The sequence below is a fragment of the Bradyrhizobium sp. FW305-F6 genome, from assembly GCF_058782905.1.
This window is the reverse complement of sequence record NZ_JBYSYD010000004.1, coordinates 1-24480: the sequence shown is the minus strand read 5'-3', so window position 1 is coordinate 24480 and position 24480 is coordinate 1. Positions and strand designations below refer to the sequence as shown.

The 24480-nt window shown below is 65.2% G+C and carries 26 protein-coding genes; 16 read left to right on the top strand and 10 right to left on the bottom strand.

Features of this window, described 5'->3' with window-relative positions:
* The first annotated feature begins 22 nt into the window (after positions 1–22).
* Positions 23–619 (top strand): glutathione S-transferase family protein, encoded by a 597-nt coding sequence (locus AC3WLX_RS24660; RefSeq protein WP_492337939.1) that lies wholly within the window; start codon positions 23–25, stop codon positions 617–619.
* A 107-nt stretch (positions 620–726) separates the two neighbouring features.
* Here AC3WLX_RS24660 and fabI read toward each other — a convergent pair whose 3' ends face one another.
* The 3 genes from fabI to fabA all read right to left on the bottom strand — a co-directional run bounded on the left by fabI (position 727) and on the right by fabA (position 3451).
* Positions 727–1527: an enoyl-ACP reductase FabI gene (fabI, locus tag AC3WLX_RS24655; RefSeq protein ID WP_492337938.1), complete on the bottom strand. Its 801-nt coding sequence runs from the start codon at positions 1525–1527 to the stop codon at positions 727–729.
* A 136-nt stretch (positions 1528–1663) separates the two neighbouring features.
* Positions 1664–2887, bottom strand: coding sequence for a beta-ketoacyl-ACP synthase I (gene fabB, locus AC3WLX_RS24650; protein WP_291620124.1), 1224 nt, complete (start codon positions 2885–2887; stop codon positions 1664–1666).
* A gap of 42 nt (positions 2888–2929) precedes the next feature.
* Positions 2930–3451, bottom strand: a complete 522-nt coding sequence (fabA, locus tag AC3WLX_RS24645) for a bifunctional 3-hydroxydecanoyl-ACP dehydratase/trans-2-decenoyl-ACP isomerase (protein ID WP_492337937.1) — start codon at positions 3449–3451, stop codon at positions 2930–2932.
* Between the two features lie 319 nt (positions 3452–3770).
* Here fabA and irrA point away from each other — a divergent pair, with 319 nt between their 5' ends.
* Entirely contained in the window at positions 3771–4262 is a 492-nt protein-coding gene (gene irrA, locus AC3WLX_RS24640) for an iron response transcriptional regulator IrrA (RefSeq protein ID WP_291620120.1), read from the top strand.
* 139 nt (positions 4263–4401) lie between these two features.
* On the opposite strand, the gene AC3WLX_RS24635 is transcribed toward irrA, so the two are convergent.
* Positions 4402–4932 carry an SH3 domain-containing protein gene (locus AC3WLX_RS24635; protein WP_291620118.1) on the bottom strand — a complete coding sequence of 177 codons (531 nt, stop codon included), beginning with the start codon at positions 4930–4932 and terminating at the stop codon, positions 4402–4404.
* 323 nt (positions 4933–5255) lie between these two features.
* Here AC3WLX_RS24635 and AC3WLX_RS24630 point away from each other — a divergent pair, with 323 nt between their 5' ends.
* Positions 5256–6257: a 2-hydroxyacid dehydrogenase gene (locus AC3WLX_RS24630; protein WP_061023436.1), complete on the top strand. Its 1002-nt coding sequence runs from the start codon at positions 5256–5258 to the stop codon at positions 6255–6257.
* A 3-nt stretch (positions 6258–6260) separates the two neighbouring features.
* Here AC3WLX_RS24630 and AC3WLX_RS24625 read toward each other — a convergent pair whose 3' ends face one another.
* Positions 6261–7172, bottom strand: coding sequence for a LysR family transcriptional regulator (locus AC3WLX_RS24625; RefSeq protein WP_492337936.1), 912 nt, complete (start codon positions 7170–7172; stop codon positions 6261–6263).
* 113 nt (positions 7173–7285) lie between these two features.
* On the opposite strand from AC3WLX_RS24625, the gene AC3WLX_RS24620 reads away from it, so the two are divergent.
* Entirely contained in the window at positions 7286–8293 is a 1008-nt protein-coding gene (locus AC3WLX_RS24620) for an aldo/keto reductase (protein ID WP_492337935.1), read from the top strand.
* A gap of 9 nt (positions 8294–8302) precedes the next feature.
* Here AC3WLX_RS24620 and AC3WLX_RS24615 read toward each other — a convergent pair whose 3' ends face one another.
* Positions 8303–9106, bottom strand: coding sequence for a HesA/MoeB/ThiF family protein (locus tag AC3WLX_RS24615; RefSeq protein WP_492337934.1), 804 nt, complete (start codon positions 9104–9106; stop codon positions 8303–8305).
* Between the two features lie 230 nt (positions 9107–9336).
* Here AC3WLX_RS24615 and AC3WLX_RS24610 point away from each other — a divergent pair, with 230 nt between their 5' ends.
* Together AC3WLX_RS24610 and AC3WLX_RS24605 are read left to right on the top strand one after the other, a co-directional pair.
* A complete protein-coding gene (locus tag AC3WLX_RS24610) occupies positions 9337–10695 on the top strand; it encodes a serine protease (RefSeq protein ID WP_492337933.1) in 1359 nt (452 codons plus the stop codon).
* Positions 10696–10813: 118 nt separating this feature from the next.
* Positions 10814–11209 (top strand): hypothetical protein, encoded by a 396-nt coding sequence (locus AC3WLX_RS24605; RefSeq protein ID WP_492337932.1) that lies wholly within the window; start codon positions 10814–10816, stop codon positions 11207–11209.
* Positions 11210–11215: 6 nt separating this feature from the next.
* On the opposite strand, the gene ggt is transcribed toward AC3WLX_RS24605, so the two are convergent.
* Positions 11216–12895: a gamma-glutamyltransferase gene (gene ggt, locus AC3WLX_RS24600; protein WP_492337931.1), complete on the bottom strand. Its 1680-nt coding sequence runs from the start codon at positions 12893–12895 to the stop codon at positions 11216–11218.
* A 240-nt stretch (positions 12896–13135) separates the two neighbouring features.
* Between ggt and AC3WLX_RS24595 the strand changes: the two genes are divergently transcribed.
* Positions 13136–13879 carry a nucleotide-binding protein gene (locus AC3WLX_RS24595; RefSeq protein ID WP_492337930.1) on the top strand — a complete coding sequence of 248 codons (744 nt, stop codon included), beginning with the start codon at positions 13136–13138 and terminating at the stop codon, positions 13877–13879.
* On the opposite strand, the gene AC3WLX_RS24590 is transcribed toward AC3WLX_RS24595, so the two are convergent.
* Together AC3WLX_RS24590 and mutM are read right to left on the bottom strand one after the other, a co-directional pair.
* Positions 13803–14717: a GNAT family N-acetyltransferase gene (locus tag AC3WLX_RS24590; RefSeq protein WP_492337929.1), complete on the bottom strand. Its 915-nt coding sequence runs from the start codon at positions 14715–14717 to the stop codon at positions 13803–13805. The two genes, AC3WLX_RS24595 and AC3WLX_RS24590, sit on opposite strands and share 77 nt — an antisense overlap.
* Before the next feature lie 6 nt (positions 14718–14723).
* A complete protein-coding gene (mutM, locus tag AC3WLX_RS24585; protein WP_492337928.1) occupies positions 14724–15605 on the bottom strand; it encodes a bifunctional DNA-formamidopyrimidine glycosylase/DNA-(apurinic or apyrimidinic site) lyase in 882 nt (293 codons plus the stop codon).
* Positions 15606–15686: 81 nt separating this feature from the next.
* Between mutM and ubiE the strand changes: the two genes are divergently transcribed.
* The 9 genes from ubiE to trpB all read left to right on the top strand — a co-directional run bounded on the left by ubiE (position 15687) and on the right by trpB (position 24001).
* The gene (gene ubiE, locus AC3WLX_RS24580) at positions 15687–16448 is read left to right on the top strand and encodes a bifunctional demethylmenaquinone methyltransferase/2-methoxy-6-polyprenyl-1,4-benzoquinol methylase UbiE (RefSeq protein WP_492337927.1); all 762 of its coding nucleotides are present in this window, start codon (positions 15687–15689) and stop codon (positions 16446–16448) included.
* Complete coding sequence (gene ubiB / locus AC3WLX_RS24575) at positions 16445–18019, top strand: 2-polyprenylphenol 6-hydroxylase (protein ID WP_492337926.1); 1575 nt, start codon at positions 16445–16447, stop codon at positions 18017–18019. The genes ubiE and ubiB overlap by 4 nt, the downstream gene beginning before the upstream one ends.
* A 71-nt stretch (positions 18020–18090) precedes the next feature.
* On the top strand, positions 18091–19542 hold the full coding sequence (gene coaBC / locus AC3WLX_RS24570; protein ID WP_492337925.1) for a bifunctional phosphopantothenoylcysteine decarboxylase/phosphopantothenate--cysteine ligase CoaBC: 1452 nt from the start codon (positions 18091–18093) through the stop codon (positions 19540–19542).
* On the top strand, positions 19539–19997 hold the full coding sequence (gene dut, locus AC3WLX_RS24565; RefSeq protein ID WP_492337924.1) for a dUTP diphosphatase: 459 nt from the start codon (positions 19539–19541) through the stop codon (positions 19995–19997). The genes coaBC and dut overlap by 4 nt, the downstream gene beginning before the upstream one ends.
* Positions 19998–20142: 145 nt before the next feature.
* Positions 20143–21123, top strand: a complete 981-nt coding sequence (gene sppA / locus AC3WLX_RS24560; RefSeq protein ID WP_492337923.1) for a signal peptide peptidase SppA — start codon at positions 20143–20145, stop codon at positions 21121–21123.
* A gap of 172 nt (positions 21124–21295) precedes the next feature.
* On the top strand, positions 21296–21601 hold the full coding sequence (locus AC3WLX_RS24555) for an integration host factor subunit beta (protein WP_008539997.1): 306 nt from the start codon (positions 21296–21298) through the stop codon (positions 21599–21601).
* A gap of 66 nt (positions 21602–21667) precedes the next feature.
* Positions 21668–22060, top strand: coding sequence for a lipopolysaccharide assembly protein LapA domain-containing protein (locus AC3WLX_RS24550; protein ID WP_492337922.1), 393 nt, complete (start codon positions 21668–21670; stop codon positions 22058–22060).
* Between the two features lie 67 nt (positions 22061–22127).
* Positions 22128–22787: a phosphoribosylanthranilate isomerase gene (locus AC3WLX_RS24545; RefSeq protein ID WP_492337921.1), complete on the top strand. Its 660-nt coding sequence runs from the start codon at positions 22128–22130 to the stop codon at positions 22785–22787.
* Complete coding sequence (gene trpB / locus AC3WLX_RS24540) at positions 22784–24001, top strand: tryptophan synthase subunit beta (protein WP_492337920.1); 1218 nt, start codon at positions 22784–22786, stop codon at positions 23999–24001. Before AC3WLX_RS24545 ends, trpB begins: the two co-directional genes overlap by 4 nt.
* Positions 24002–24080: 79 nt before the next feature.
* On the opposite strand, the gene AC3WLX_RS24535 is transcribed toward trpB, so the two are convergent.
* The coding region (locus tag AC3WLX_RS24535) for an endonuclease domain-containing protein (RefSeq protein ID WP_492337919.1) at positions 24081–24480 on the bottom strand (400 nt) is incomplete at its 5' end.

Below are 24480 nucleotides of genomic sequence, written 5' to 3'. Positions count from 1 at the left end.
CGTCTCCGGAAGGTTCCGCCCCATGATCAAGCTCTATTGGTCGCCCCGTTCGCGCTCGTTCACCACTCTCTGGCTGATGGAAGAGAGCGGCCTGCCCTATGAGCGCGTCCTGACCGACATCTCGACCGGCGCGCAGAAGGCGCCAGACTTCCTCAAGATCAACCCGATGGGAAAGGTGCCGGCCCTGACCGACGGCGATGCGGCGCTCGGCGAAGCCGCGGCCATCTGCGCCTACATCGGCGACCGCTATCCCGAGACCAGGCTCGCGCCAGGCGTGACCGACCCGCGCCGTGCGCGCTACCTGCAATGGCTGTTCTTCTCGCCGGGCTGCATCGAGCCCGCCATCACCCAGATCTTCACCAAGATCGAGATCCCGACCTCGAGCGCGGCCTGGGGCAGCGCGGCGCAAGTGTTCGACGTGCTGGAAGCCGCGCTACAGAAGGGGCCGTGGATTCTCGGCGACGAATTTTCGGCCGCCGACGTCGTCATCGGCTCCGGCCTGAATTATGCGGTACGCCTGTTCAAGATGGTGCCGTCGCGCCCCGCGTTCGACGCTTATCTCGCGCGATGCACGGCGCGTCCGGCGTTCCAGCGCGCGGAGAAGATCGCGGCGGGTTAAGCAGGCTCTCGTCGGGTGGGCAAGGCGAAGCGTGCCGTGCCCACCGTCTGTAATCATCGAGAGATGTTGGGCATGCTTCGCTTCGCCCACCCTACAAGAGCACCAAGCTATTCCGATGCCTTCAGATCGTCCGGCCTCGGCATCAGGATGGTGTTGTAGCCGGAATCCACGTAGTGAATCTCGCCGGTCACGCCGCCGGAAAGGTCGGACAGCAGATACAACGCCGAGCCGCCGAGATCGTCGAGCGTGACGCCGCGACGAAGCGGCGCGTGCTTCTGCATGTAGGCGAACATCGCCCGTGCCTCACCGATGCCGGAGCCTGCGAGCGTACGGATGGGACCTGCGGAGATGGCGTTGACGCGGATGCCGCGCGGCCCGAAATCGGCGGCGAGATAGCGCACGGAAGCCTCCAGGGCCGCCTTGGCTACGCCCATCACGTTGTAGTTCGGCATCGCGCGCTCCGAGGCGCCGAAGGTCAGCGTGATCATGCTGCCGCCTTCCGCCATGAGCTCGGCGGCGCGCTTTGCGACCTCCGTGAAGGAGAAACAGGAGATCACCATGGTGCGTGAAAAATTCTCGCGGCTGGTGTCGGCGTAGCGGCCCTTCAGCTCGTTCTTGTCGGCGAAGCCGATGGCGTGGATGACGAAGTCGAGCCGGCCCCATGCCTCGCGGAGCGCCGCGAAGGTGGCATCGACGCTGGCGATGTCCTCGACGTCGCAAGGCAGCACCAGATCGACGCCGAGCTGCTCGGCCAGCGGCTTGACGCGTTTGCCGAGCGCCTCGCCCTGGAAGGTGAAGGCGAGCTCGGCGCCATGGGCATGCAGCGTCCGCGCCATGCCCCAGGCGATGGAATGATCATTGGCGATGCCCATGATCAGACCGCGCTTGCCTTTCATCAAACCTTCCATTGCCGCCATCGCTCCCAATTTCGACGTCATCGCCCGCGCCGGCGGGCGATCCAGTATTCCAGAGACCGTCGTGATAAATAGAGAAGCCGCGGCGTACTGGATGCCCCGCCTTCGCGGGGCATGACAAGGTCAGAGATCAAGCATCCAGCCGGCTGAACACCAGCGTGGCGTTGGTGCCGCCGAAGCCGAAGGAGTTCGACAGCACGGTGCCGATCTTGACGTTGTCGATGCGTTTGCGGACAATCGGCATGTCGGCGAAAACAGGATCGAGCTCCTGGATGTGCGCGCTCTCGCAGATGAAGCCGTTGTTCATCATCAGCAGCGAATAGATTGCTTCCTGCACGCCGGTGGCGCCCAGCGAATGGCCGGTCAGGGCCTTAGTCGCCGAGATCGGCGGGCACTTCTCGCCGACGCCGAATACTTTTCGGATCGCCTCGATCTCCGGCGGGTCGCCGGCCGGCGTCGAGGTGGCATGCGGATTGATGTAGTCCACCTTGGTCTTCACGGTCGACATCGCCATGCGCATGCAGCGCTCGGCACCCTCGCCTGACGGCGCCACCATGTCGTGGCCGTCCGAGGTCGCGCCGTAGCCGACGATCTCGCCGTAGATGCGCGCGCCGCGCGCCTTGGCATGCTCGAGCTCTTCCAGCACCAACACGCCGGCGCCGCCCGCGATGACGAAGCCGTCGCGGTTGACGTCGTAGGGACGCGAGGCCGTGGCCGGCGTATCGTTGTACTTCGACGACATCGCGCCCATGGCGTCGAAAAGCACCGACAGCGACCAGTCCAGCTCCTCGCAGCCGCCGGCGAAGATGATGTCCTGCTTGCCGATCTGGATGGTCTCATAGGCGTTGCCGACGCAATGGTTCGACGTCGCGCAGGCCGAGGAGATCGAATAGTTCACGCCCTTGATCTTGAACCAGGTCGCGAGTGTCGCCGACGCCGTGGAGGACATCGCCTTCGGCACCGCGAACGGGCCGACGCGCTTGGGTCCCTTGGAGCGGGTGATGTCGGCTGCTTCGACGATGGTGCGTGCCGAAGGGCCGCCCGACCCCATGATGATGCCGGTGCGGATATTGGAGACGTCCTCAGGGCTCAGGCCGGAGTCCTGGATCGCCTGCTCCATCGCGATGTGATTCCACGCCGCACCCTGGCCGAGGAAACGCATGGCGCGGCGGTCGACTACCGTCGAAGGATCCAGCGTGGGTTCACCTTGCACCTGCGAACGGAAGCCGAGCTCGGCGTATTTTTCCGCCCGCGAAATGCCCGATTTCGCCTCGTGAAGGCTCGCAAGCACTTCCTGGGTGTTGTTTCCGATGGACGAGACGATGCCCATCCCGGTGACCACAACCCGCCTCATGACAGCCTCGCCCTAAATCGTTGTCTTTCTTGGTGATGCGCCTCAGCCCAGGCTCGTGCCCTGCTTGAACAGGCCGACCTTCAGATCCTTGGCGCGATAGATAATCTGGTCATCGACCGAAAGCCACCCGTCGGCGATGCCGAGCACCAGCTTTGACCGCATCACGCGCTTCATGTCGACGTTGTACACAACCTTGCGGGCCTCGGGCAGCACCTGGCCGCTGAACTTCAGCTCGTTCAGGCCGAGTGCCCGGCCGCGGCCTTCGCCCCCGATCCAGCCGAGGTAGAAGCCGACCATTTGCCACAGCGCATCGAGGCCGAGGCAGCCGGGCATGACCGGATCGTTCTTGAAGTGGCAACCGAAGAACCAGAGATCAGACTTCACGTCGAGCTCGGCACGCACCAGACCCTTGCCGAACTCGCCGCCATTGTCGTTGATATCGGTGATCCGGTCGAACATCAGCATCGGCGGCAGCGGCAGCTGGGCGTTGCCCGGGCCGAACATCTCGCCGCGGGCACAGGCCAGCAGACCTTCATAGTCGTAACCGTTGCGCCTGTTCAGCATGCACGAGCCTCTGTTCAATCCCGCTTGAGGGGGTTCTTGCCGAAAAATGGGCCCGTCTCTCCCGGAGACTCGCGCGAACCCCGGATGGGCTGCGCACCAAGCCCCCACGCCCGGCTGCGCCAAAATCGGCTAGCGAAACCGCGCGCTCTCTAACACAGGCTATTTCGGTGGCAAAGCGCTCTCGTGAAGGTAAAATGACGGCCTGATCGCCCGGTTCCAAGCCTGATTAGAACCTCTCTAGTTGCGAGAAACTTGCATCTGCATCTTTCTGTTCTTATATTGCAGAGAGATATTGTTCACGCGTGCCCGAAATCTGGAAATGAACGAAAATAGCGCGTCCCACATCGACGACGAAGCCCACGCTGCGGCCCTCCTGTCCGGCCGCCAGCCGGCCCTGACCGGCTGTCCCTGGCACGACGTCAACGAAATGCTCCAGTCCGCGGGGCTGCGCCCGACGCGGCAGCGCATGGCGCTGGGCTGGCTCCTGTTCGGCAAGGGCGCACGCCACCTCACGGCTGAAATGCTGTACGAGGAAGCGACGCTCGCCAAGGTTCCGGTGTCGCTGGCCACGGTCTACAACACGCTGAACCAGCTCACCGATGCCGGCCTGCTCCGCCAGGTCAGCGTCGACGGCACCAAGACCTATTTCGATACCAACGTCACGACACACCATCACTACTATCTCGAGAACAGCCACGAGCTGGTGGACATCGAGGATCCGCATTTGGCGCTGTCCAAGATGCCGGAGGTGCCGGACGGCTACGAGATCTCCCGCATCGACATGGTCGTGCGCCTGCGCAAGAAGCGCTGAGGTCGTCTTAAGATCGAATCGAGATCGTCATGGCCGGGCTTGTCCCGGCCATCCTCTTTTTGGGCTCGGCACGAAAGTCCGTGGATGCCCGGGACAAGCCCGGGCATGACGCGGCGAGCGCGCCCTCCGCCTATCGGCGTCAATTCACCTGCTCGTCGGCGTAGACGCCCCACAGGCGCTCCTGCTGGATCCAGCCGTCGAAGCCATTGCCCGTGACACGGCACCAGCTTGCGGTGCATTTCTTGACCTGGGTCACGACGCCGGCCTGGAGCTTTGCCGCAACCGCACTGCCTGGATCGGGGCTATCATAGATCGGGGCGAGATCGTCCTTGTGCTTCATGGTGACGACCGCCGTGCGGCGGCCCGAGAGCAGCGAGTGGTAGACCCAGCCCTCGGCGCCTTCGGAATCGCGCACGCGGCGCCAGTTCTCGAACTCGGCGGTGATCTCTACGGGCAGGCCGGCGCGGGTGTAGACCCAGGCGACGTCATTGTCCTTGGTCGGGCCGGCCCGGACGTTCACATGATCCGATTTGAGGCTGACATAGCGCGGCACCGGCAAGCCGCTGGCGCTTTGCGCGGTATTATCCTTCGCCGCATGCGAGGGGTCGACCGAGGCGCTCAGCCAGCTGCAAGCGAGCGCCATCACCGCACAAAAACGCCCCAACGCCATCAACCCGTCTCCTTCGAAGACCCGGCCAAACCGGGTCCTCACCCCAAATTCCAACTCCCTGCCGCGCCTGTCCCTTCGCCCCGTCCCGCGCGGGTTCCAAGCCCTGAGCCGTGGTTCTTGTCTTGGCCCGGCCTTCTGATAGAGAGGACGGGCACTTGAGCAACCGGTTTGCCCCGATTTTCCGGCCGGAAATGTCGGGTGAGCTTGGAGGAAACGCCGGGGACGGACACGGCAAGGGCAGTGTCGAACAACCGGGTTAATGAGGCCTCAACGACCAGCCTCTGGCGACAGAGGCGGCTTGCCATGCCTCATGAGAGCAGGACATGTCGGTGAAGAAGAAGCCCCTCGTCGTGGTGACGCGCAAGCTGCCGGATTCGATCGAGACGCGGATGCGCGAATTGTTCGACGCGCGGATCAATCTCGAGGATACGCCGATGTCGCCCGAGCAGATCGCGGAAGCCGCGCGCACCGCCGACGTGCTGGTTCCGACCGTGACCGACCACATCAGCGCCGATGTCGTCAACCAGCCCGACTGCAAGCTCCGCCTGATCGCCAATTTCGGCAATGGCGTCGACAATATCGACGTCGCAGCCGCCCATGCCCGCGGCATCACCGTCACCAACACGCCGAAAGTCCTGACCGAAGACACCGCCGACATGACCATGGCGCTGATCCTCGCGGTGCCCAGGCGGATGATCGAAGGCGCCTCGATCCTGACCGAGGGCAAGCCGTGGGCCGGCTGGTCGCCGACCTGGATGCTCGGCCACCGTATCGGAGGAAAACGTCTCGGCATCATCGGCATGGGCCGCATCGGCCAGGCGGTGGCGCGCCGCGCCCGTGCCTTCGGCCTGCAAATCCACTATCACAACCGCCGTCCCGTCGCGCCCGTGATTGCCGAGGAGTTGGGGGCCACCTACTGGGAAAGCCTCGACCAGATGCTGGCGCGGATGGACATCATCTCGGTGAATTGTCCGCACACGCCGGCGACCTATCACCTGCTCTCGGCGCGGCGGCTGAAGCTGATCCGCAAGGACGCCTACATCGTCAACACCGCGCGCGGCGAGGTCACCGACGAGGACACGCTGATCAAGCTGATCGAAGGCGGCGAGATCGCCGGCGCCGGCCTCGACGTCTACGAGCACGAGCCCGCGGTCAACCCGAAGCTGGTGCGGCTCGCCAAGGCCGGCAAGGTCACGCTGCTGCCGCATATGGGCTCGGCCACGATCGAAGGCCGCGTCGAGATGGGCGAGAAGGTGATCATCAACATCCGCACCTTCCTCGACGCCCACAAGCCGCCGGATCGCGTGCTGCCGAGCATGCTGTGAGGTTTACTCCCCGCGCCCTTCGCGCTTGCGCCAATCCGCGACGAAATCGATGAACGCGCGCAGCGCCGGCGGCGTCTGGCGCCGGCTTGGATAGTACAGGAACGGGCCTGGAAACGGCTCGCACCAATCCTCCATCAGGCTGACCAGAGCGCCGGACTTCACGGCATCGCCGACATAGCCGTCGAGCGTAGCCCAGATGCCCACGCCGTCGAGCGCGGCGCGCATCGCAAGGTTCATATTGGTGGAGATCAGCTTCGCCGGCGGATCGACCTTCACGACCTGCCCGGCTCTCTCGAATTCCAGATCGTGCATGACGCCGCTCGAATAACGTGCGCGGATGCAATCGTGGTCGAGCAGGTCCTTCGGATGCTTCGGCCTACCGCGCCGCGCGATGTAACCGGGCGAAGCAACCACGACATAGCGCTGCGGGCCGCTCAGCGGAATCGCCACCATGTCCTGCGCCAGATGCTCGCCATAACGCACGCCGGCATCGTACCCCCCGCTCACGATATCGACGAACCCGCTTTCGCTCACGACGTCGAGATCGACATGCGGATGTTGGGTCAGGAACGGCCCTGCCAGCGGCGCCAGCACGAGATCGACCGCGGGCGGCGGCGCATTGATGCGCAGGCGGCCCGAGGCGACCTCACGCAGCCCCCGGACCTGCTCCAGGGCATCGCCGACATCGCGCAGTGCCGGGGCGAGGCGCGAGAGCAACAGCTCGCCCGCCTCGGTCAGCGCGACGCTGCGGGTCGTGCGGTTCATCAGGCGGACGCCGAGCCGCTCCTCCAGGTCCCGCAGCCGCTGGCTAAGGCTCGATACGGACGAGCGAATTTCGACCGCTGCCCGACGGAAATTCCGGGTTCGGGCAACCGCCACGAAGACATCAAGATCGCGCAAATCCGGTTCGGCCATTGTTCGCTAATGTGAACAAGGCATTCTGGATTGTCCAGCTTATCGGCGCAATCGCTCCGGCTCATATCTGGCCTCGTTACGCGGCGCAGCCGCCTTTTCGAGGGATAAAGATCATGGAACAGCGCAAACTGGGTTCAACCGGCCCGACCGTTTCGGCATTCGGCCTCGGCTGCATGGGCATGTCGGAGGTCTACGGCCCCGCCGACCGCGGCGAGGCCATCGCCACGGTGCATGCGGCGCTCGACGGCGGCATCACCCTGCTCGACACCGGCGATTTCTACGCCATGGGGCACAACGAGATGCTGTTGCGGGAAGCGCTGAACGACATGCCGCGCGAAAAGGTGCAGCTCAGCGTGAAGTACGGCGCGCTGCGCGGCCCCGCCGGTGAATTCGCCGGAATCGACACGAGGCCCGCCGCGACAAAGAACTTCCTCGCCTATTCGCTGCAGCGCCTCGGCACCGACTATGTCGACATCTACCGTCCCGCGCGACTCGATCCCAACGTGCCGATCGAGGAGACGATCGGCGGCCTCGCCGATCTCGTGAAGGCCGGCTATGTCAGGCATATCGGCCTGTCCGAGGTCGGCTCCGACACCATCCGCCGCGCCCATGCGGTGCATCCGATTGCTGATCTTCAGATCGAATATTCGCTGATCGAGCGCGGCATCGAACGCGATATCCTGAAGACCTGCCGCGAGCTCGGCATTGGCATCACCGCGTACGGGGTGCTGGCGCGCGGCCTGATCAGCGGCCACTGGTCGAAGGACTCAGGCAAGGCCGGCCGTGACTACCGGCTGATGACACCGCGTTTCCAGGGCGCGAACCTCGACACCAATCTCGCGCTGGTGGAGCAGCTGCGCGCAATCGCGAACGAGATCGACGCAACGCCGGCACAGGTTGCGATCGCCTGGGTCGCTGCACAGGATAACGCGATCGTGCCGCTGGTTGGCGCCCGCACCCGCAACCGCCTCAGCGAAGCGCTCGGCGCAACGAAGGTGACGCTGACACCGGTGCATCTCGCTGCGCTGGCCAAGGCATTTCCGCCCAATGTCGCGGCCGGCACGCGTTACGCAGCCGAGCAGATGGCGCATCTCGACAGCGAAAAGCCGGCGACGGCGTAACCGCGGCAATCAACTGCGATGGGCGCTGAGATCGGCAACCACAGGCCCGTCGCCGTTGAGTGGATTGGCGGGATCGCGGGCGTAACGCAACGTCTCGAAGCGCATCGCGCGCGCATCGATCATCAGGAGGCGGCCGACGAGGCCGTCGCCGAAGCCGACGATCTCGCGGATTGCTTCCAACGCCATCATCGAACCGAGCACGCCGGCCAGCGCGCCCATGACGCCGGCCTCGGCACAGGCCGGCACGGTGCCGGGCGGCGGCGCTTCCGGAAACAGGCAGCGATAGGTCGGATTGAACTCGCCGGCTTCGTTGGTCTCGTGCGCGCGGATGGTGGTGAGCGAGCCGTCGAAGGTGCCGAGCGCCGCGGTAATCAGCGGCCTCTTGGCGAAGAAGCACGCGTCGGAGACGAGATAGCGCGTCGCGAAGTTATCGGAGCCGTCGAGCACGAGGTCGTAATCGCCGATCAGGCCGAGCGCATTGTCGGCGTTGAGCCAGGTGGCATGGCCGACGAAGCGGACATGCGGATTGAGCGCGGCGATCCGCTCGGCCGCGCTCTCAACCTTGTGCCGGCCGATGTCGGGCGTGGTGTGGATCACCTGGCGCTGCAGGTTGGACAGCGACACCACGTCGTCGTCGACCACGCCGAGCGTGCCGACGCCGGCTGCGGCCAGGTACATCAGTGCCGGCGCGCCGAGCCCACCGGCGCCGATCACCAGCACGGAGGCCCGCTTCAGCGCGGCCTGGCCCGGCCCGCCGACATCGCGCAGCACGATATGGCGGGCATAGCGTTCGAGTTCGTCCGGGCTCAGCATCGTCCTACATTCCTCTCACTCCTCATGGTGAGGAGCGCGGAACGCGCATCTCGAACCATGAAGGCCCCGATCTCGCCCTTGGCCATCCTTCGAGACGCGGCCTTGAGGCCGCTCCTCAGGATGAGGATTTGAGTTCGCGGCTCTGTCAAACCTGAACCACCGCAACATTGTTCGCGACCAACGAGATGTGCTTCAATGACACTGCGTTCAATGGGCTGGCTGGATTTGTCATGAGATCGATGCTTGCGGCAACACTGATGTTTGCGGCCGCTACAGGCGCGAACGCCCAGATGACGGCGCCACAGGTCCCCGGCACCAAGCCGAAAGCGGTTCAGACCGTCCCCATCCAGCCTCCCGCGATGCAGACGCCGTCGGCGACGGCCGATGCCATGGCCAAAGCGGAGCGGCTGGCGCTGCAATCCGACCTCGCTTGGGTCGGCCAATACAACGGCGCCATCACCGGCGACGTCAGCGAGCGCATGGTCAACGCCATCAAGGAGTACCAGAAGGCCAAGGGCGGCAAGCCGACCGGCGTGCTCAATCCGCAGGAGCGTGCCGCGCTCGCCGAAACGGCGCGAAAGAAGCAGGAGAGCGTCGGCTGGAAGATCGTGACGGAGCCGACCAGCGGCGCCCGGCTCGGCATCCCCGGCAAGCTGCTGCCGCAGCAGGCAAGCGACGCCAACGGCTCGAAATGGACCTCGCCGACCGGCACGGTGCAGGTGGTTCTCAGCCGCCGCAAGGAGGCGAACCCGACCTCGGCAAAACTCGCCGAGCTCGAGAAAGAGCCCTCCGGGCGCAAGGTCGATTATACCGTGGTGAAGCCCGACTTCTTCGTGCTGTCGGGCTTGCAGGGCCTGAAGAAATTCTACGTCCGCGGCACCTTCAAAGGTGACGAGGTCCGCACCATGACGATCCTCTACGACCAGGCCACCGAGAACATTGTCGAGCCGGTGGTGATCGCGATGTCGAGCGCGTTCAATGCGTTCCCGTCGGGACCGCTTGCCGGGCCGCCGCCGCGCAGGACCGTCGAATACGGCACCGGCATCGTCGTCAGCGACGACGGTGCGATCGTCACCGACCGCCTCGTCACCGATGGCTGCCTTGCGATCACGATCGCAGGCCATGGCAGTGCCGACCGGCTCGCGGAAGACAAGCAGCGCGATCTCGCGCTGCTGCACATCTACGGCGCCCGCGGACTGAAGCCGCTCAGCCTCGCCGGCGGTGCAGCAAAGACGAATGTCGACGTCATCGGCATCGCCGATCCGCAAAGCCAGGGCGGCGCCGCCGGCGTGTCGAGCATCAAGGCGACGCTGGCACCAGGCGCCTCGGGCGATTCCGCACTGTCTCCGCCGCCGCCGGTCGGCTTCTCCGGCAGTCCCGCCGTTGACGCCGACGGCAAGTTCGCCGGCCTTGTACTGCTGAAGGCGGCAATGGTGGCGGGTCCTGCGACCTCGGTCCCGGCCTCTCAGGCCGTTATGGTGTCGGCAGATGCGGTGCGCGATTTCCTGAAATCCAAGCAGGTGACGGCGAACGGCACATCAACCGATGCCAAAGCCGGCGTCGTGCGCGTGATCTGCGTGCGGAAGTAGCATGTTGCGCCGTCTTATCTCTTCTTCCGCGGCGGCAGCGACCGCGCTGCTGAGCTTTTCGGCTTGGGCCCAATCGCCGGCACTGCCGACGCCGAAGGTAGAGGAAGTGATGGTGAAGGTGGCGCTGCTGACGCTCAACGACGCCAACCTCACCGGCAACTACGATGTCCTCCATGCGAAGATGGCGAGACCGTTTCGCGAGCGATTTTCAGCCGCCACGCTGAAGCAGGCATTTGCGACCTTTGCCGGACATCATATCGACGCCGTTGCCGGGATGCCGATCGTGTCGACGGAAGGGCCCAGGATCGGCGACAACGGCGCGCTGTTGTTGCGCGGCCATTTCGATACGACGCCATCACGGCTGAGCTACGCGCTGGATTACGCCATGTCTGAGGGCGAATGGAAGCTGATCACGATCGACGTCAAGGTCCGATCGCTGCAGACCAATGCGAGCGCCACCGACCTGGTTGCGCGCGCTGCCGCGGATCTCGCGGGCAGCGGCGTACAGAAATGAGAGCCGTCAGGCGAGCCTGAACCTGATCCCGCTTTTCGCAAGGCCTCCCGAAATGCCGATCGGCGTACCATCGGCGCGCCAGCAGGCGGCACCGGTCATCGTGCCGTCGTCGTCGAAGGCGATCCCGTTCATGCCGCCGGCGACGGTCGGAACGGACTGGACCTCGTGGCCAAGCGCCGCGAGCCTCGAACGCACGCTCTCTGGCACCGTCTGCTCGACCTCGAGCGCATTGCCCTCGGTCCAGACCCTCGGCGCCTCGACGGCCTCCTGCAGGCTCATGCCGTGGTCGATCAAATTGACCAGGGCCTGCATCGCGCTCGGGAAGATGCGCTTGCCTCCGGGCAAGCCGAGCGCATAGCGCAGCTTGCCCCCATTCAGCGCCATCATCGGCGACATCGAGGTGGTGACACGCTTGCCCGGCGCCAGCGACAGCGCGTGGCCCGGACGCGGATCGAATAAATTCATGTAGTTGTTGGCAATGGCTCCCAAGCCCGGGACCATGATCTTGGCGCCGAACAGACTGTTGATGGTCTGCGTGGTCGCAATCACGTTCCCGAAGCTATCCGCCGCCGTCATGTGCGTGGTATGCGCGCCTTCGAGCGGCGACACGCCGGCACTCCAAATCTGCGCCCGCGCCGGATCGATGGCGCGGCGGCGCTCCTCGGCATAGGCTTTCGAGGTCAGCTTCTCCACGGGCACGCCGACATAATCAGGATCGCCGCTTGCGGCCGCGCGGTCGGCAAAGGCAATCTTCAGGACCTCGGCAAGGTAATGAATCGTTTCAGGCGTACCGAAGCCGAGGCCGCCGATGTCGTAGCCTTCCAGGATGTTCAGCATCTGCGCGATATGGACGCCGGAGGCAGCCGGCGGCGGCGGGCCCAAGATGGTCCAGCCACGATAATCGGCCCGGATCGGCTGCCGCTCGACGGTCTTGTAGCCGGCGAGATCATTGCGACGGATAAAGCCGCCGGTCTTCTCCATGTAGTCGACCAGGATGTCGCCGAGCGGCCCTTCGTACAGCGCGGTCTCGCCGTGCTCGGCGATATGGCTCAAGGTCTCGGCATATTCGGCCTGCACCACGCGCTCGCCGACCTTGAGCGGCTCACCGCCCGGCAAGTAGATCGCCGAAATCGGCTCGTCCTTACGCATCTCGACAGCGCTCTCGCTGATGCATTCGCGCAGATAGGGCGTCGCCGCATAGCCGCGCGCAGCGTGCTTGATGGCGGGTTGCAGGACGTCGGCGAGGCTCATGGTGCCGAACCGGCGCAACGTCTCGCACCAGGCCTTCAGCGAGCCCGGCGTGGCAACCGCCTTCGGTCCGTTGAGATTCTCGTCGCCGACGGTGTCGAACACGTCGTGCGCCGAGCCGGGCTTGGAGGTGTAGGTGGTGTCACGAACGGCCGAGGGTACGGTACTCTGGCCGTCGATGATGCGATGGCTGCCGTCGGCCAACCGAATGTGTGCCATGCCGCCGCCGATGATGCCGACCATCATCGGCTCGACCACCGTCAGCGTAAACAAGGTGGCGATCGCGGCATCGATGGCGTTGCCGCCGGCGGCCAGCATCTCGGCGCCGGCGCTGGAGGCCAGGGGATGGTTGCTGACCACCATGCCGCGGCTCGAGACCGCCGGCATCTTCTGGCATTCAAAAGTGGTCGCCGTCCGGTCGCGCCAGTTTCCGCCCATGCCGCTTGCCCTTCTTGTTCACGCGGCAACCACATCATACGCAGGATTACGGGTCCAGTATTGGTACGGATTAGCTGACATTCCCAATTCTGCCACCATTGCTCTGGTTGATTCGGACATCCGCGGTCCCTGTGGATCGGGCAAGGCACGTCCTGAGCGAGAAGAGCTCAGCATCGAGAAGCGATGCACGTTCGCGTGGCGTTACCCAAGACCCCAGGCACTCCAAAGGATTGATCCTCAATGCACACGATCGTACTGGCCACCCAAAAGGGCGGCAGCGGCAAGAGCACGCTCGCCATCGGCCTCGCGCTGGCGGCCAAGCAGGCCGGCTTCACCGTCCGCCTGATCGAGACCGACCCGCAGGGCACCCTCTCCAGCTGGCAGCGCCGCCGAAACAATGACGACGTGGTCGTCGAGCCGATCTACCATGCCGCCGACATCGAGCCGCGCCTGAAGATGCTGGCCGACAGCGGCCTGCAGCTCGCGATCGTCGACACCGCGGCCGGCTTGTCCGCCGCCACGACCGCCGCGATCCGCCATTGCGATCTCTGCCTGATCCCGGCCCGCCCGAGCGTTGCCGACATCGAGGCGACCGTGTCCACGCTCAGCGTCGCGCGCGCCTGGAAGCGGCCCTACGGCTTCGTGCTGAACCAGACGCCGATTCGCGGCCAGCGCATCGACAACGCCGCGGGCGCGCTCGCCGAGGAGGCCGCGCTCGATCTCACAGGGGTGCTCGCGCGCCCCTTGATCGTGATGCGCAACGACCATCAGGACTCGCTCGCGAACGGTCTTGCGGTGAGCGAATTCGCGCCGAACGGCAAGTCGGCGGACGAGATCCGCGGCCTCTGGCGCTGGATCGAGACTCGGCTCGAGCTCGAAGCCACGACCAATGTGCTCATCGACCAGGTCATCTCGGCCGCGAACGGCGTGCTGCATATCGCCGCCGAACACGCGGCGGACGAGATCCCGACTCTGGCGTCCTGAGCGGGGCATCGCTCGGACGACAGACGGGCTCTTCGCCATCCGGTGAACGAGCCCAAGCGACGAAGCAGTCCGGCCACCAGCCCGGCCGGATTGCTTCGCCTCGCGTTTGAGGAAGGCGGATGCTGCACTCAAAATCTCGAAAACAACCCCATGCACAGTAGAACCGCTCGGCGCTCTTGCAGCGAGGTGAGGCCGCGCAAGCATTTGAGTCGTCGGCCGAAACGGCCGTTCGGCGAAAAATGCCCTCGACCGCGCCCAATCCCGCTCTAGCTGACCACAGGTCTCGCGGCCGGTCCCTTAGCCAGGCCTCGCGCCGCACGATCCATTTCTCGGATTTCGTCTGCCCGCCGTGATGGGCAAGCTCGATGAAGCCGACGAACTCCGCGCCGGTCTTCTGCTTGACCCGGCGCGAGGCATCGTTGGTGGCCGCGTTGCAGACGTAGAAATGATCGAGGCCGAGCGTGAGGAAGGCAAAATCGTTCACCACGCCGATGGCTTCCGTCATCAATCCGCGCCGCCAATAGGGCTCGGCGAGCCAGAAGCCGCGATTGCCTTTCAAACCCTGCGCGCGAGGCCGCAGATGAATGTTTCCGATCGCCTCGCCGTCGCCGCCCTTCAGCACCAGCACCCAGAGGTGGATCTCGTCGCCAGCCATGATCTTGTCGAGCTGGATCCTGACGAAGGTCTCCGCGCCATCGGCGGGATACGGCCAGGGCACGACGGTGGAGAGGTGCCGGATGATGTTCCAATTGTCGAAATACCGCTGGATCGCCGGCACGTCGGATAGCGCGAGCGGACGCAGGATCAACCGTTCGGTTTCAAGCTGCGGCGTCTGCATGCGCATCTATTTCTGACATTGCGGGCACCAGAAGGTCGAGCGGCCGTTCTGCGTGAAGCGCTTCACCGTACCGCCACAGCGCGGGGTCGTGCATTTCTCGCCTTCGCGGTCATAAACCTTGAACGAGTGCTGGAAATAGCCGAGCTCACCCGAGGTCTGGCGATGGTCACGCAGGCTGGAGCCCCCGGCCTTGATGGCGTCGTTCAGCACGGTGTGGATCGCGCCGACCAAGCGCTTGGCATGGTCCGTAGGCTCGCCCTTCCTGGTGCATAGCGTTGCTGCGATCCGGCGCGGCGACAAATGCGAGCGGTGCAGCGCCTCGCAGACATAGATGTTGCCGAGCCCCGCCACCACGCGCTGGTCAAGCAGCGCCGCCTTCAGGCTCGTGGTCTTGCCGGCGCAGGATCGCGCCAGCATCGCGGCGTCGAATTCGTTGCCCAGCGGCTCCGGGCCAAGGCCGCGCAGCAGCGGCTCTTCATCGAGCGCATGGCGCGCGATCACCTTCATGTAGCCGAAGCGGCGCGGGTCGTTGAAGACGATGTCCGCGCCGGACGACATCCGAAACAGCACATGGTCGTGCGCGGAGTCCTTGCCCCTGGGATAATGAAACTCGCCGGGCTGCACGCCGTTGTCCGGCTTGATGACGCGGAACGAGCCCGACATGCCCAGATGCATCAAGAGCACGTCGCCGGAGGCGAGGTCGGCCATGAGATATTTTGCGCGGCGGCCGAGGCCCGTGACGACCTGCCCCTTGAGCCGGGCCACGAAGTCGGGCTGGAACGGGAAGCGCAGATCCGGGCGGCGGGCCTCCGCGACCAGGATCTTCGCACCCTCCATGACGGGCTGAAGGCCGCGACGGACGGTCTCGACTTCGGGCAATTCAGGCATGATCGGGCATTCACCTTATGAGGGCGGTGTGATAGCGCCATTGCGGCGGGCAGGCTATGGTCCGCCTCGCGGAGTAGAGTAATGGATCGGCCGGGCGAAACCACGCATTTTGGCTTCAGGGATGTTCCCCTGGGGGACAAGCAGACGCTGGTGAACGACGTGTTTCACAGCGTGGCCTCGCGCTATGATCTGATGAACGATCTGATGTCCGCTGGCCTGCACCGGGTCTGGAAGGACATCATGATCACGGCGCTCGACCCGCCGAGGAGCGAGCGGCCGTTCGCGTTGCTGGACGTTGCCGGCGGCACCGGGGACATCGCGTTCCGCGCCGCGAAGGCGGCCGGCCCCGGCTTCCATGCCACCGTCTGCGACATCAATTCCGACATGCTCGCTGTCGGCCGCGAGCGCGCCGCCAAGCGGCATATCGACACCCGCGTCGACTTCGTCGAGGGCAATGCCGAAGCGCTTGGCTTCGCCGACCGTAGCTTCGACGCCTATACGATCGCCTTCGGCATCCGCAACGTGCCGCGGATCGACCTGGCGCTGCGTGAGGCCTATCGCGTGCTGAGGCCCGGCAGCCGCTTCCTGTGCCTGGAGTTCTCCACCGTCGAGATGCCCGGGCTCGACAAGCTCTATGATCTGTTTTCGTTCAAGGTGATTCCGCCGCTCGGGCGCATGGTCACGGGCGACGCCGAATCCTACCAATATCTCGTGGAATCGATCCGCAAGTTCCCAAAGCCAGCGGTCTTCGCCGACATGATCCGCGACGCCGGCTTTGCCCGGGTCGGCTGGCAGACGCTCTCCGGCGGTATCGTCGCGCTGCATTCGGGCTGGCGTTTGTGATCTCTGCCGTCACCCACATTGCGCGCCTGATCCGCGCCGCCTTCGTGTTTGCGCGCGAGGGCGTGTTCGGTTCGGTCGATCCGAGCCTGGTGCCGCCGCCGGGACAACTCGCCCTAAAGCTGGCGCGCATCATTGAGCGCCGCGGCGTCAAGCACGGCCCGCGGATCTCGCGCGCGCTGACCCGAATGGGCCCGGCCTATCTCAAGCTCGGGCAGTTCCTGGCGACGCGCCCGGACGTGGTCGGCGTCATCATGGCGCGCGACCTCGAAAGCCTTCAAGACCGCCTGCCGCCGTTCTCGCAAGCCGAGGCGGAAGCTGCGATCACGACCTCCCTCGATCGGCCACTGACCGATATCTTCGCGAGCTTCGGCCCGCCGGTCGCGGCCGCCTCGATCGCGCAGGTGCATCGCGGCGAGGTGCTCCACGACGGCATCCGCAGGTCCGTCGCCATCAAGGTGCTGAGGCCCAACGTGGCCGCCCGCTTCCGCCGCGACCTCTCCGATTTCTTCTACGTCGCGCACAAGGCCGAGGCCTATTCGGCCGAGGCGCGGCGGCTGCGCCTGATCGAGGTCATCAACACCATGTCGCGCTCGGTCGCGATGGAGATGGACCTGCGGTTGGAGGCCGCCGCGCTGTCGGAGATGGCGGAGAACACGCGCGACGATCCTGACTTCCGGGTGCCCGCCGTCGACTGGGACCGCACCACGCACAACGTGCTGACGATGGAGTGGATCGACGGCATCGCGCTGAACGACCACAAGCGCCTTGCTGAGTCGCAGGTCGACCTGCCCGACCTCGGCCGCAAGGTGATCCAGAGCTTCCTGCGCCACGCGCTGCGCGACGGCTTCTTCCACGCCGACATGCATCCGGGCAACCTGTTCCTCGATGACGCCGGCCGCCTCGTCGCGGTCGATTTCGGCATCATGGGCCGATTGGGCATGAAGGAGCGGCGCTTCCTCGCCGAGATCCTGCTCGGCTTCATCACCCGCGACTATCGCCGCGTCGCCGAGGTGCATTTCGAGGCGGGCTATGTGCCCGCGCATCATTCGGTCGAAAATTTCGCGCAAGCCATCCGTGCCATCGGCGAGCCGATCCACAACCGCACCGCGGAAGAGATCTCGATGGCGCGGCTCCTGACGCTGCTGCTCGAGGTTACCGGCCTGTTCGACATGACGACGCGGCCCGAGCTGATCCTGCTGCAGAAGACCATGGTCGTGGTCGAGGGCGTGGCGCGCGGCTTCGATCCCAAGCTCGACATCTGGAAGATCGCCGACCCCGTGGTACGCGAATGGATCGAACGCAATCTCGGCCCCCTGGGCCGGGTGCAAGGCGCCCTCGCCGGAACCGGGGACATCGCGCGGGTCTTGATGCGCCTGCCGGAGATCGCCGAGCGGTCGGTCAAGGTGCTCGAGCAGCTCGAGACCATGACGCGTGAGGGCATCAGGCTGTCGCCGGAGAGCATCGCCGCGATGGGGCGGAGCGAGGGCCGCAAGAACCGTTGGCGCACCGTGGCGCTCTGGATCATCGCTGCGACCTTCATCGGCATCCTGATCGCGGTCCGGAATCTCTAATCGCTTAGACTTGATTGCATTGCAATCATACGAATGATATCATCGCTATCATTCCGTGCTGGAGGGGCGCCGTGGCAAGCCTGACCATCCGCAAGCTCGACGACACCGTGAAAACCTATCTGCGGCTGCGCTCGGCCAAAAACCGCAGGTCGGTCGAGGAAGAAGTCCGGGTCATCCTGCGCGAGCTGATCGAGGGCCGCGAGGAGCCGTTGACGCCGTTTGCGCTGCCGCCTGCCCCGTCCGCCACACCGGCGCCGCAGCGCACCGGCGCGGTTCCCGAGGCCAGCGTCACCCTGATCATCGGCGGCGGGATCGCGGCCTACAAGTCGCTCGACCTGATCCGGCGGCTGAAGGAGCGCCGCATCGAGGTGCGCTGCGTGCTGACCAAGGCGGCCCAGCAATTCGTCACGCCGCTGGCCGCGAGCGCGCTGTCGCATGAGCGCGTCTATACCGACCTGTTCGACCCGCAGAGCGAGTTCGACGCCGGCCATATTCGGCTGGCGCGGGAGTGCGACCTGATCGTGGTGGCGCCGGCGACCGCCGACCTGATGGCGAAGATGGCGAACGGCCACGCCGACGATCTCGCCAGCGCGATCCTGCTCGCGACCAACCGCAAGGTGCTGCTGGCACCGGCGATGAATCCGCTGATGTGGAGCAACGCGGCGACCCGCCGCAACGTCGCCCAGCTCCAGCGCGACGGCGTGGTGCTGATCGGCCCGAATGCGGGCGAGATGGCCGAAGCCGGCGAAGCCGGAACGGGCCGCATGTCGGAAGCCATCGAGATCGCCAATGCCGCCGAGCGGCTGCTCCGGCCGCCGGTGCCGAAGCCGCTCGCCGGTAAGCGCGTGCTGATCACCGCAGGTCCCACGCACGAGCCGATCGACCCGGTGCGCTATATCGCCAACCGCTCCTCCGGCAAGCAGGGCTTTGCCATTGCCGCCGCCGCGCAGGCCGCCGGCGCCGAGGTCATCCTGGTGAGCGGTCCGGTCGATCTCGACGATCCCGCCGGCGTGACCGTGAAGCACGTCGAATCGGCGCGGCAGATGCTGGAGCAGGTGCAGGCGGCGCTTCCCGTCGACGTCGCGATCTTCGCCGCCGCGGTCGCCGACTGGCGCGTCGCCAATAAGGGCGAGCAGAAGCTGAAGAAGATGTCGGCCGGCATGCCGCCGCTGCAATTGGTCGAGAACCCCGACATCCTCGCCACCATTTCCAAACTGAGCGACAAGCGCCCGAGGCTGGTGATCGGCTTTGCCGCCGAGACCGAGCACCTCATCGACAACGCCAAGGCGAAATTCGCGCGCAAGGGCTGCGACTGGATCGTCGCCAACGACGTCTCCCCCGCGACCGGCGTCATGGGCGGCGATCGCAACACGGTCCACCTGCTCAGTCGCAAGAACGGTGCGAAGGACGGCGAGATTGCGGTTGATTCCTGGCCGGTGATGACCAAGGAACAGGTCGCCATCGAACTGGTCGCGCATATCGCGAAAAGCGTGACCGAAAAATCCCGGGAGCCGGCATCTTGAGCACGAAGGTCACCGTCGAACTGCAACGCCTTGCCCACGCCGAAGGCCTGCCGCTCCCGGCCTACCAGACCGCCGAGGCCGCCGGCCTCGACCTGATGGCTGCCGTGCCGGAGAACGAGCCGCTGACGCTCGCGCCCGGCCAATATGCGCTGGTGCCGACGGGCCTTGCGATCGCATTGCCTCCGGCGCACGAGGCGCAGGTGCGTCCGCGCTCGGGGCTTGCGGCCAAGCACGGGGTCACCGTGCTGAACTCGCCCGGCACGATCGACGCCGACTACCGCGGCGAGATCAAGGTGATCCTGATCAACCACGGCCAGGCGCCGTTCGTGATCAAGCGCGGCGAACGCATCGCCCAGATGGTGATCGCGCCGGTGGTGCAGGCTGCGCTGGTTCCGGTGGCCGTCTTGTCGGCGACCGACCGCGGCTCAGGCGGATTCGGCTCCACCGGCCGCTAGCGATCACGACAGCGGATGTGCGGCCGGCCCATGCCCGCCCCAGCCTTCATTTCTTCAAATTGCGCCGCAATTGATGTATCCAGATACGTCGTTGGTCATGTTGTAACGGTACAACGCGCCTGATCTTTCATTTGGAGATATCTCGATGTCGCTCGATTCGGACATCATCGTCGATCGCCGCAGGATTCGCCGCAAGCTGACGTTCTGGCGTGTGATGGCCGCGCTGATCGCGATCGCGGCGATTGCGAGCTTTGCGCTGATCGCGACGCCGGGTGCGCGTGGTACTTTCGCGTCGGCCGGCTCGATCGCGCGCGTTCATATCGAGGGATTGATCCGCAGCGATTCCGATCGCACGCAGGCGCTCGAGCGGCTGGAGAACTCGCAGGCCGCCGCCGTCATCGTCCATATCAACTCGCCGGGCGGCACCACCGCGGGCTCCGAACAGCTCTACGATTCGCTGGTTCGGCTGAAGGCAAAGAAGCCGCTGGTCGTCGTGGTCGAAGGCCTTGCCGCCTCCGGGGGCTACATCACGGCGATCGCGAGCGACCATATCGTCGCCCAGCAGAGTTCGCTGGTCGGCTCGATCGGCGTACTGTTCCAATATCCCAACGTTTCGGAGCTGCTGAAGACCATCGGCGTCAAGGTCGAGGAGGTAAAATCCTCGCCGCTGAAGGCCGCGCCCAACGGTTTCGAGCCGACCAGCCCAGAGGCGCGCGCCGCGCTCGACGCGCTGGTGAAGGATTCCTATGCGTGGTTCAAGGGCATGGTGAAGGAGCGGCGTGGCATGGATGACACGCTGCTCGAAAAAGTCGCTGATGGCCGCGTCTTCACTGGGCGTCAGGCGATCGAGCTCAAGCTGATCGACCAGATCGGCGACGAGAAGACGGCCGTGACCTGGCTGGTCGAGCACAAGGGCGTCAGGAAGGGCCTGCCGGTACGCGACTACAAGCTTCAACCGCGCTTTGGCGATCTGCCGTTCCTCAAGACCGCCGCTTCCGTGACGCTGGAAGCGCTCGGTTTGAGCAGCATTGCACATCAAATCGGGCAAACCGGCGTCGCGCAGGCGGTCGACCGGCTCGGAATGGATGGAATGCTGGCCCTGTGGCAGCCGGCTGCGTCAAACTGACCGGAAGCAGGCGAGTCCCGAAAGCTTTTCCCGTTTGACGCGTGCCGGCTCAGCCTGCTTTTTCGGCATTTGTCACGCATTTTCACGGCGTTCGACCTTGATTTAGCGTCTTGACAGATCAAGGTATTTTCACGGAAATGGTCATCCGCACGCTCCCGGGTCCTATCTCTCGATGATCAAATCCGAACTTGTTCAGCGTATCGCCGAGCACAACCCGCATCTGTACCAGCGGGATGTCGAGAACATTGTGAATGCGATTCTCGAAGAGATCGTAGCGGCACTTGCACGCGGTGACCGCGTCGAGCTGCGTGGCTTCGGTGCCTTCTCGGTCAAGCATCGTCCCGCACGCGCAGGGCGCAATCCACGCACCGGCGCCCATGTGCCTGTCGATCAGAAGAGCGTTCCGTTCTTCAAGACCGGCAAGGAAATGCGCGAGCGGCTGAACCGCGACCATCCGGATCCCGGCGCGGCCGATTGAACGTCCGGGCTTAACCGAACGGCCGCATGATGCGGCAGCCAGCTTGATTCAAGACGAGCGATCGCGATGCGAAAGTTCCTGACCGCGCTGATCGTGCTTCCGCTGGGCGTGATCCTGGTGGCGTTTGCCGTCGCCAACCGGCATTTCGTCACGGTCTCCTTCGACCCCTTCATTGCAGAAGATCCGTCGCTGTCGCTCACGCTGCCGTTGTTCCTGCTGCTGATCCTGGTCGCGGCCGTCGGGGTCGTCGTGGGCGGCAGTGCCGTCTGGTTCGGCCAGCGGCGCTGGCGACGCGCGGCACGCCGGAACGATGCCGAGGCAAGGGCCGCCAGGACCGAACTGGCCGATCTGCGGGCCCAGGCGGCGGCAGCGAACCCTGAATCCCGGCGCCTTCCCGTTCCCTCCGGGATGGGGCTGTATGGGCCCATCGGGCGAGACAAGCAGCGCGCGACGTTGTAGAAGCGGCCCGACCGAGAACCCCGTTTTCCGGCCGCGGATGCTCGCGGCCTCCATTCGCTTTGGAACCATGTCCCTGCTCGTCAAAATCTGTGGCCTGTCCACGCGCGAGACGCTTGAAACGGCGCTCGAGGCGGGGGCCGACATGGTGGGGTTCGTGTTTTTTCCGCCGTCGCCGCGGCATCTCTCCCTGGAACTCGGCCGTGATCTCGGCCGCCAGGTGAAGGGGCGCGCGCTCAAGGTGGCGCTCACCGTCGACGCTGATGACGCCACGCTCGACAACATCATGGACGCACTGGCGCCGGACATTTTCCAGCTCCATGGCAAGGAGAGCGTGGCGCGGCTGCGCGACATCAAGCAACGCTTCGGCCGTGCCGTGATGAAGGTGGTGCCGGTTGCAACAGCCGCCGATCTCTCCGTACTGCCTGGCTATGCCGCGGTCGCCGACCGCATCCTGTTCGATGCGCGTGCGCCGAAAGATGCGACGCGGCCCGGGGGCTTGGGCGAGCCGTTCGACTGGCATCTCCTGGAGAATCTGGACCTGAAACTGCCTTACATGGTCTCGGGCGGGCTGCACGCCGATAACCTCGCCGAGGCCCTTCGCCTCACCCGCGCCGGCGGCGTCGATGTGTCCTCGGGCGTCGAGAGCGCGCCCGGCGTCAAGGCCCCCGAGATGATCAAGGCCTTCATCCGCGCCGCGCGCGCCACCCAACAGTCGAGCGTACGATGAACATCGCCAAACCAAACTCCTATCGCAGTGGCCCCGATGACCGCGGCCATTTCGGCATTTTCGGCGGCCGCTTCGTCGCCGAAACGCTGATGCCGCTGATCCTCGAACTGGAGAAGGCCTACACCGAAGCCAAGGCCGATCCAGCGTTCCAGGGGGAGATGAACGGCTATCTCAAGAACTATGTCGGCCGCCCCTCCCCGCTCTATTTCGCCGAACGCCTCAGCGAGCATCTCGGCGGCGCAAAAATCTACCTGAAGCGCGAGGAGCTCAATCACACCGGTTCGCACAAGGTGAACAACGTGCTCGGCCAGATCATGCTGGCGCGGCGCATGGGCAAGAAGCGCATCATCGCCGAGACCGGCGCGGGCCAGCACGGTGTCGCCACCGCGACGCTGTGCGCGCGCTTCGGTCTCGAATGCGTGGTCTATATGGGCGCGGTCGACGTCGAGCGGCAGCAGCCCAACGTGATCCGCATGGAGATGCTGGGCGCGACAGTGGTCCCGGTGCAGTCGGGCACACGCACGCTCAAGGACGCCATGAACGAGGCGCTGCGCGACTGGGTCACCAACGTGCACAACACGTTCTATTGCATCGGCACGGTGGCGGGCCCGCATCCCTATCCGACCCTGGTCCGCGACTTCCAGTCGATCATCGGCAACGAGACCAAGGCGCAGATGCAGGAGATCGAAGGCCGCTTGCCGGATTCGCTGGTCGCCTGCATCGGCGGCGGCTCCAACGCGATGGGCCTGTTTCATCCTTTCCTTGACGACCCCTCCGTCGAGATTTTTGGCGTCGAAGCCGCCGGCCATGGCCTGACGCAGCTGCATGCGGCCTCGCTCGCAGGCGGCCGTCCTGGCGTGCTGCATGGCAACCGCACGTATCTGCTGATGGATGCCGACGGCCAGATCCAGGACGCGCATTCGATCTCGGCGGGTCTCGATTATCCCGGCATCGGCCCCGAGCATTCCTGGCTGCACGACGTCGGCCGCGTGAACTATCTCTCCGCGACCGACGACGAGGCGCTCGCCGCGTTCCAGCTGCTGTCGAAGTTAGAGGGCATCATCCCCGCGCTCGAGCCCGCGCATGCCATCGCCAAGGTGATGGAGCTCGCGCCGAAACGGCCACGGGATCACCTGATGGTCGTCAACCTCTCCGGCCGCGGCGACAAGGACGTCCCGCAGGTCGGCGACATCCTGAGGGGCAAGAGCAAGTGAGGCGGGTATCGCACTCTCTTCACCTCTCCCCGTCGGGGAGAGGTCGGCTGCGCAGCAGCCGGGTGAGGGGGCTGTCCGCTCACTCGAACGTCAGTGATCTCCGGACGAGTTCGAGAACGCCTTCAAGATTGTCGTACACATCGGTGTTCGAAACGCGCAGGACCAAGAAGCCGCAGGACTCAAGCACCTTGGTCCTCGCTTCGTCACGTTCGATCTCGGACGGGCTGGAATGCGTCACGCCGTCGACTTCAATGATGAGCTTCCCATCTAGCGTCACGAAATCGACAACAAACCGGTCGATCGGATGCTGGCGACGAAACTTCCAGCGGGCGAGCTGCCGGTTGCGCAACGCCTGCCAAAGCTTCGCTTCGGCGCTCGTCTGCGATTCGCGGAGCCGTCGCGCTCTCGACTTGAACCTCTCCATCCCCCTCACCCGGCTGCTTCGCAGCCGACCTCTCCCCGAAGGGGAGAGGTATAGC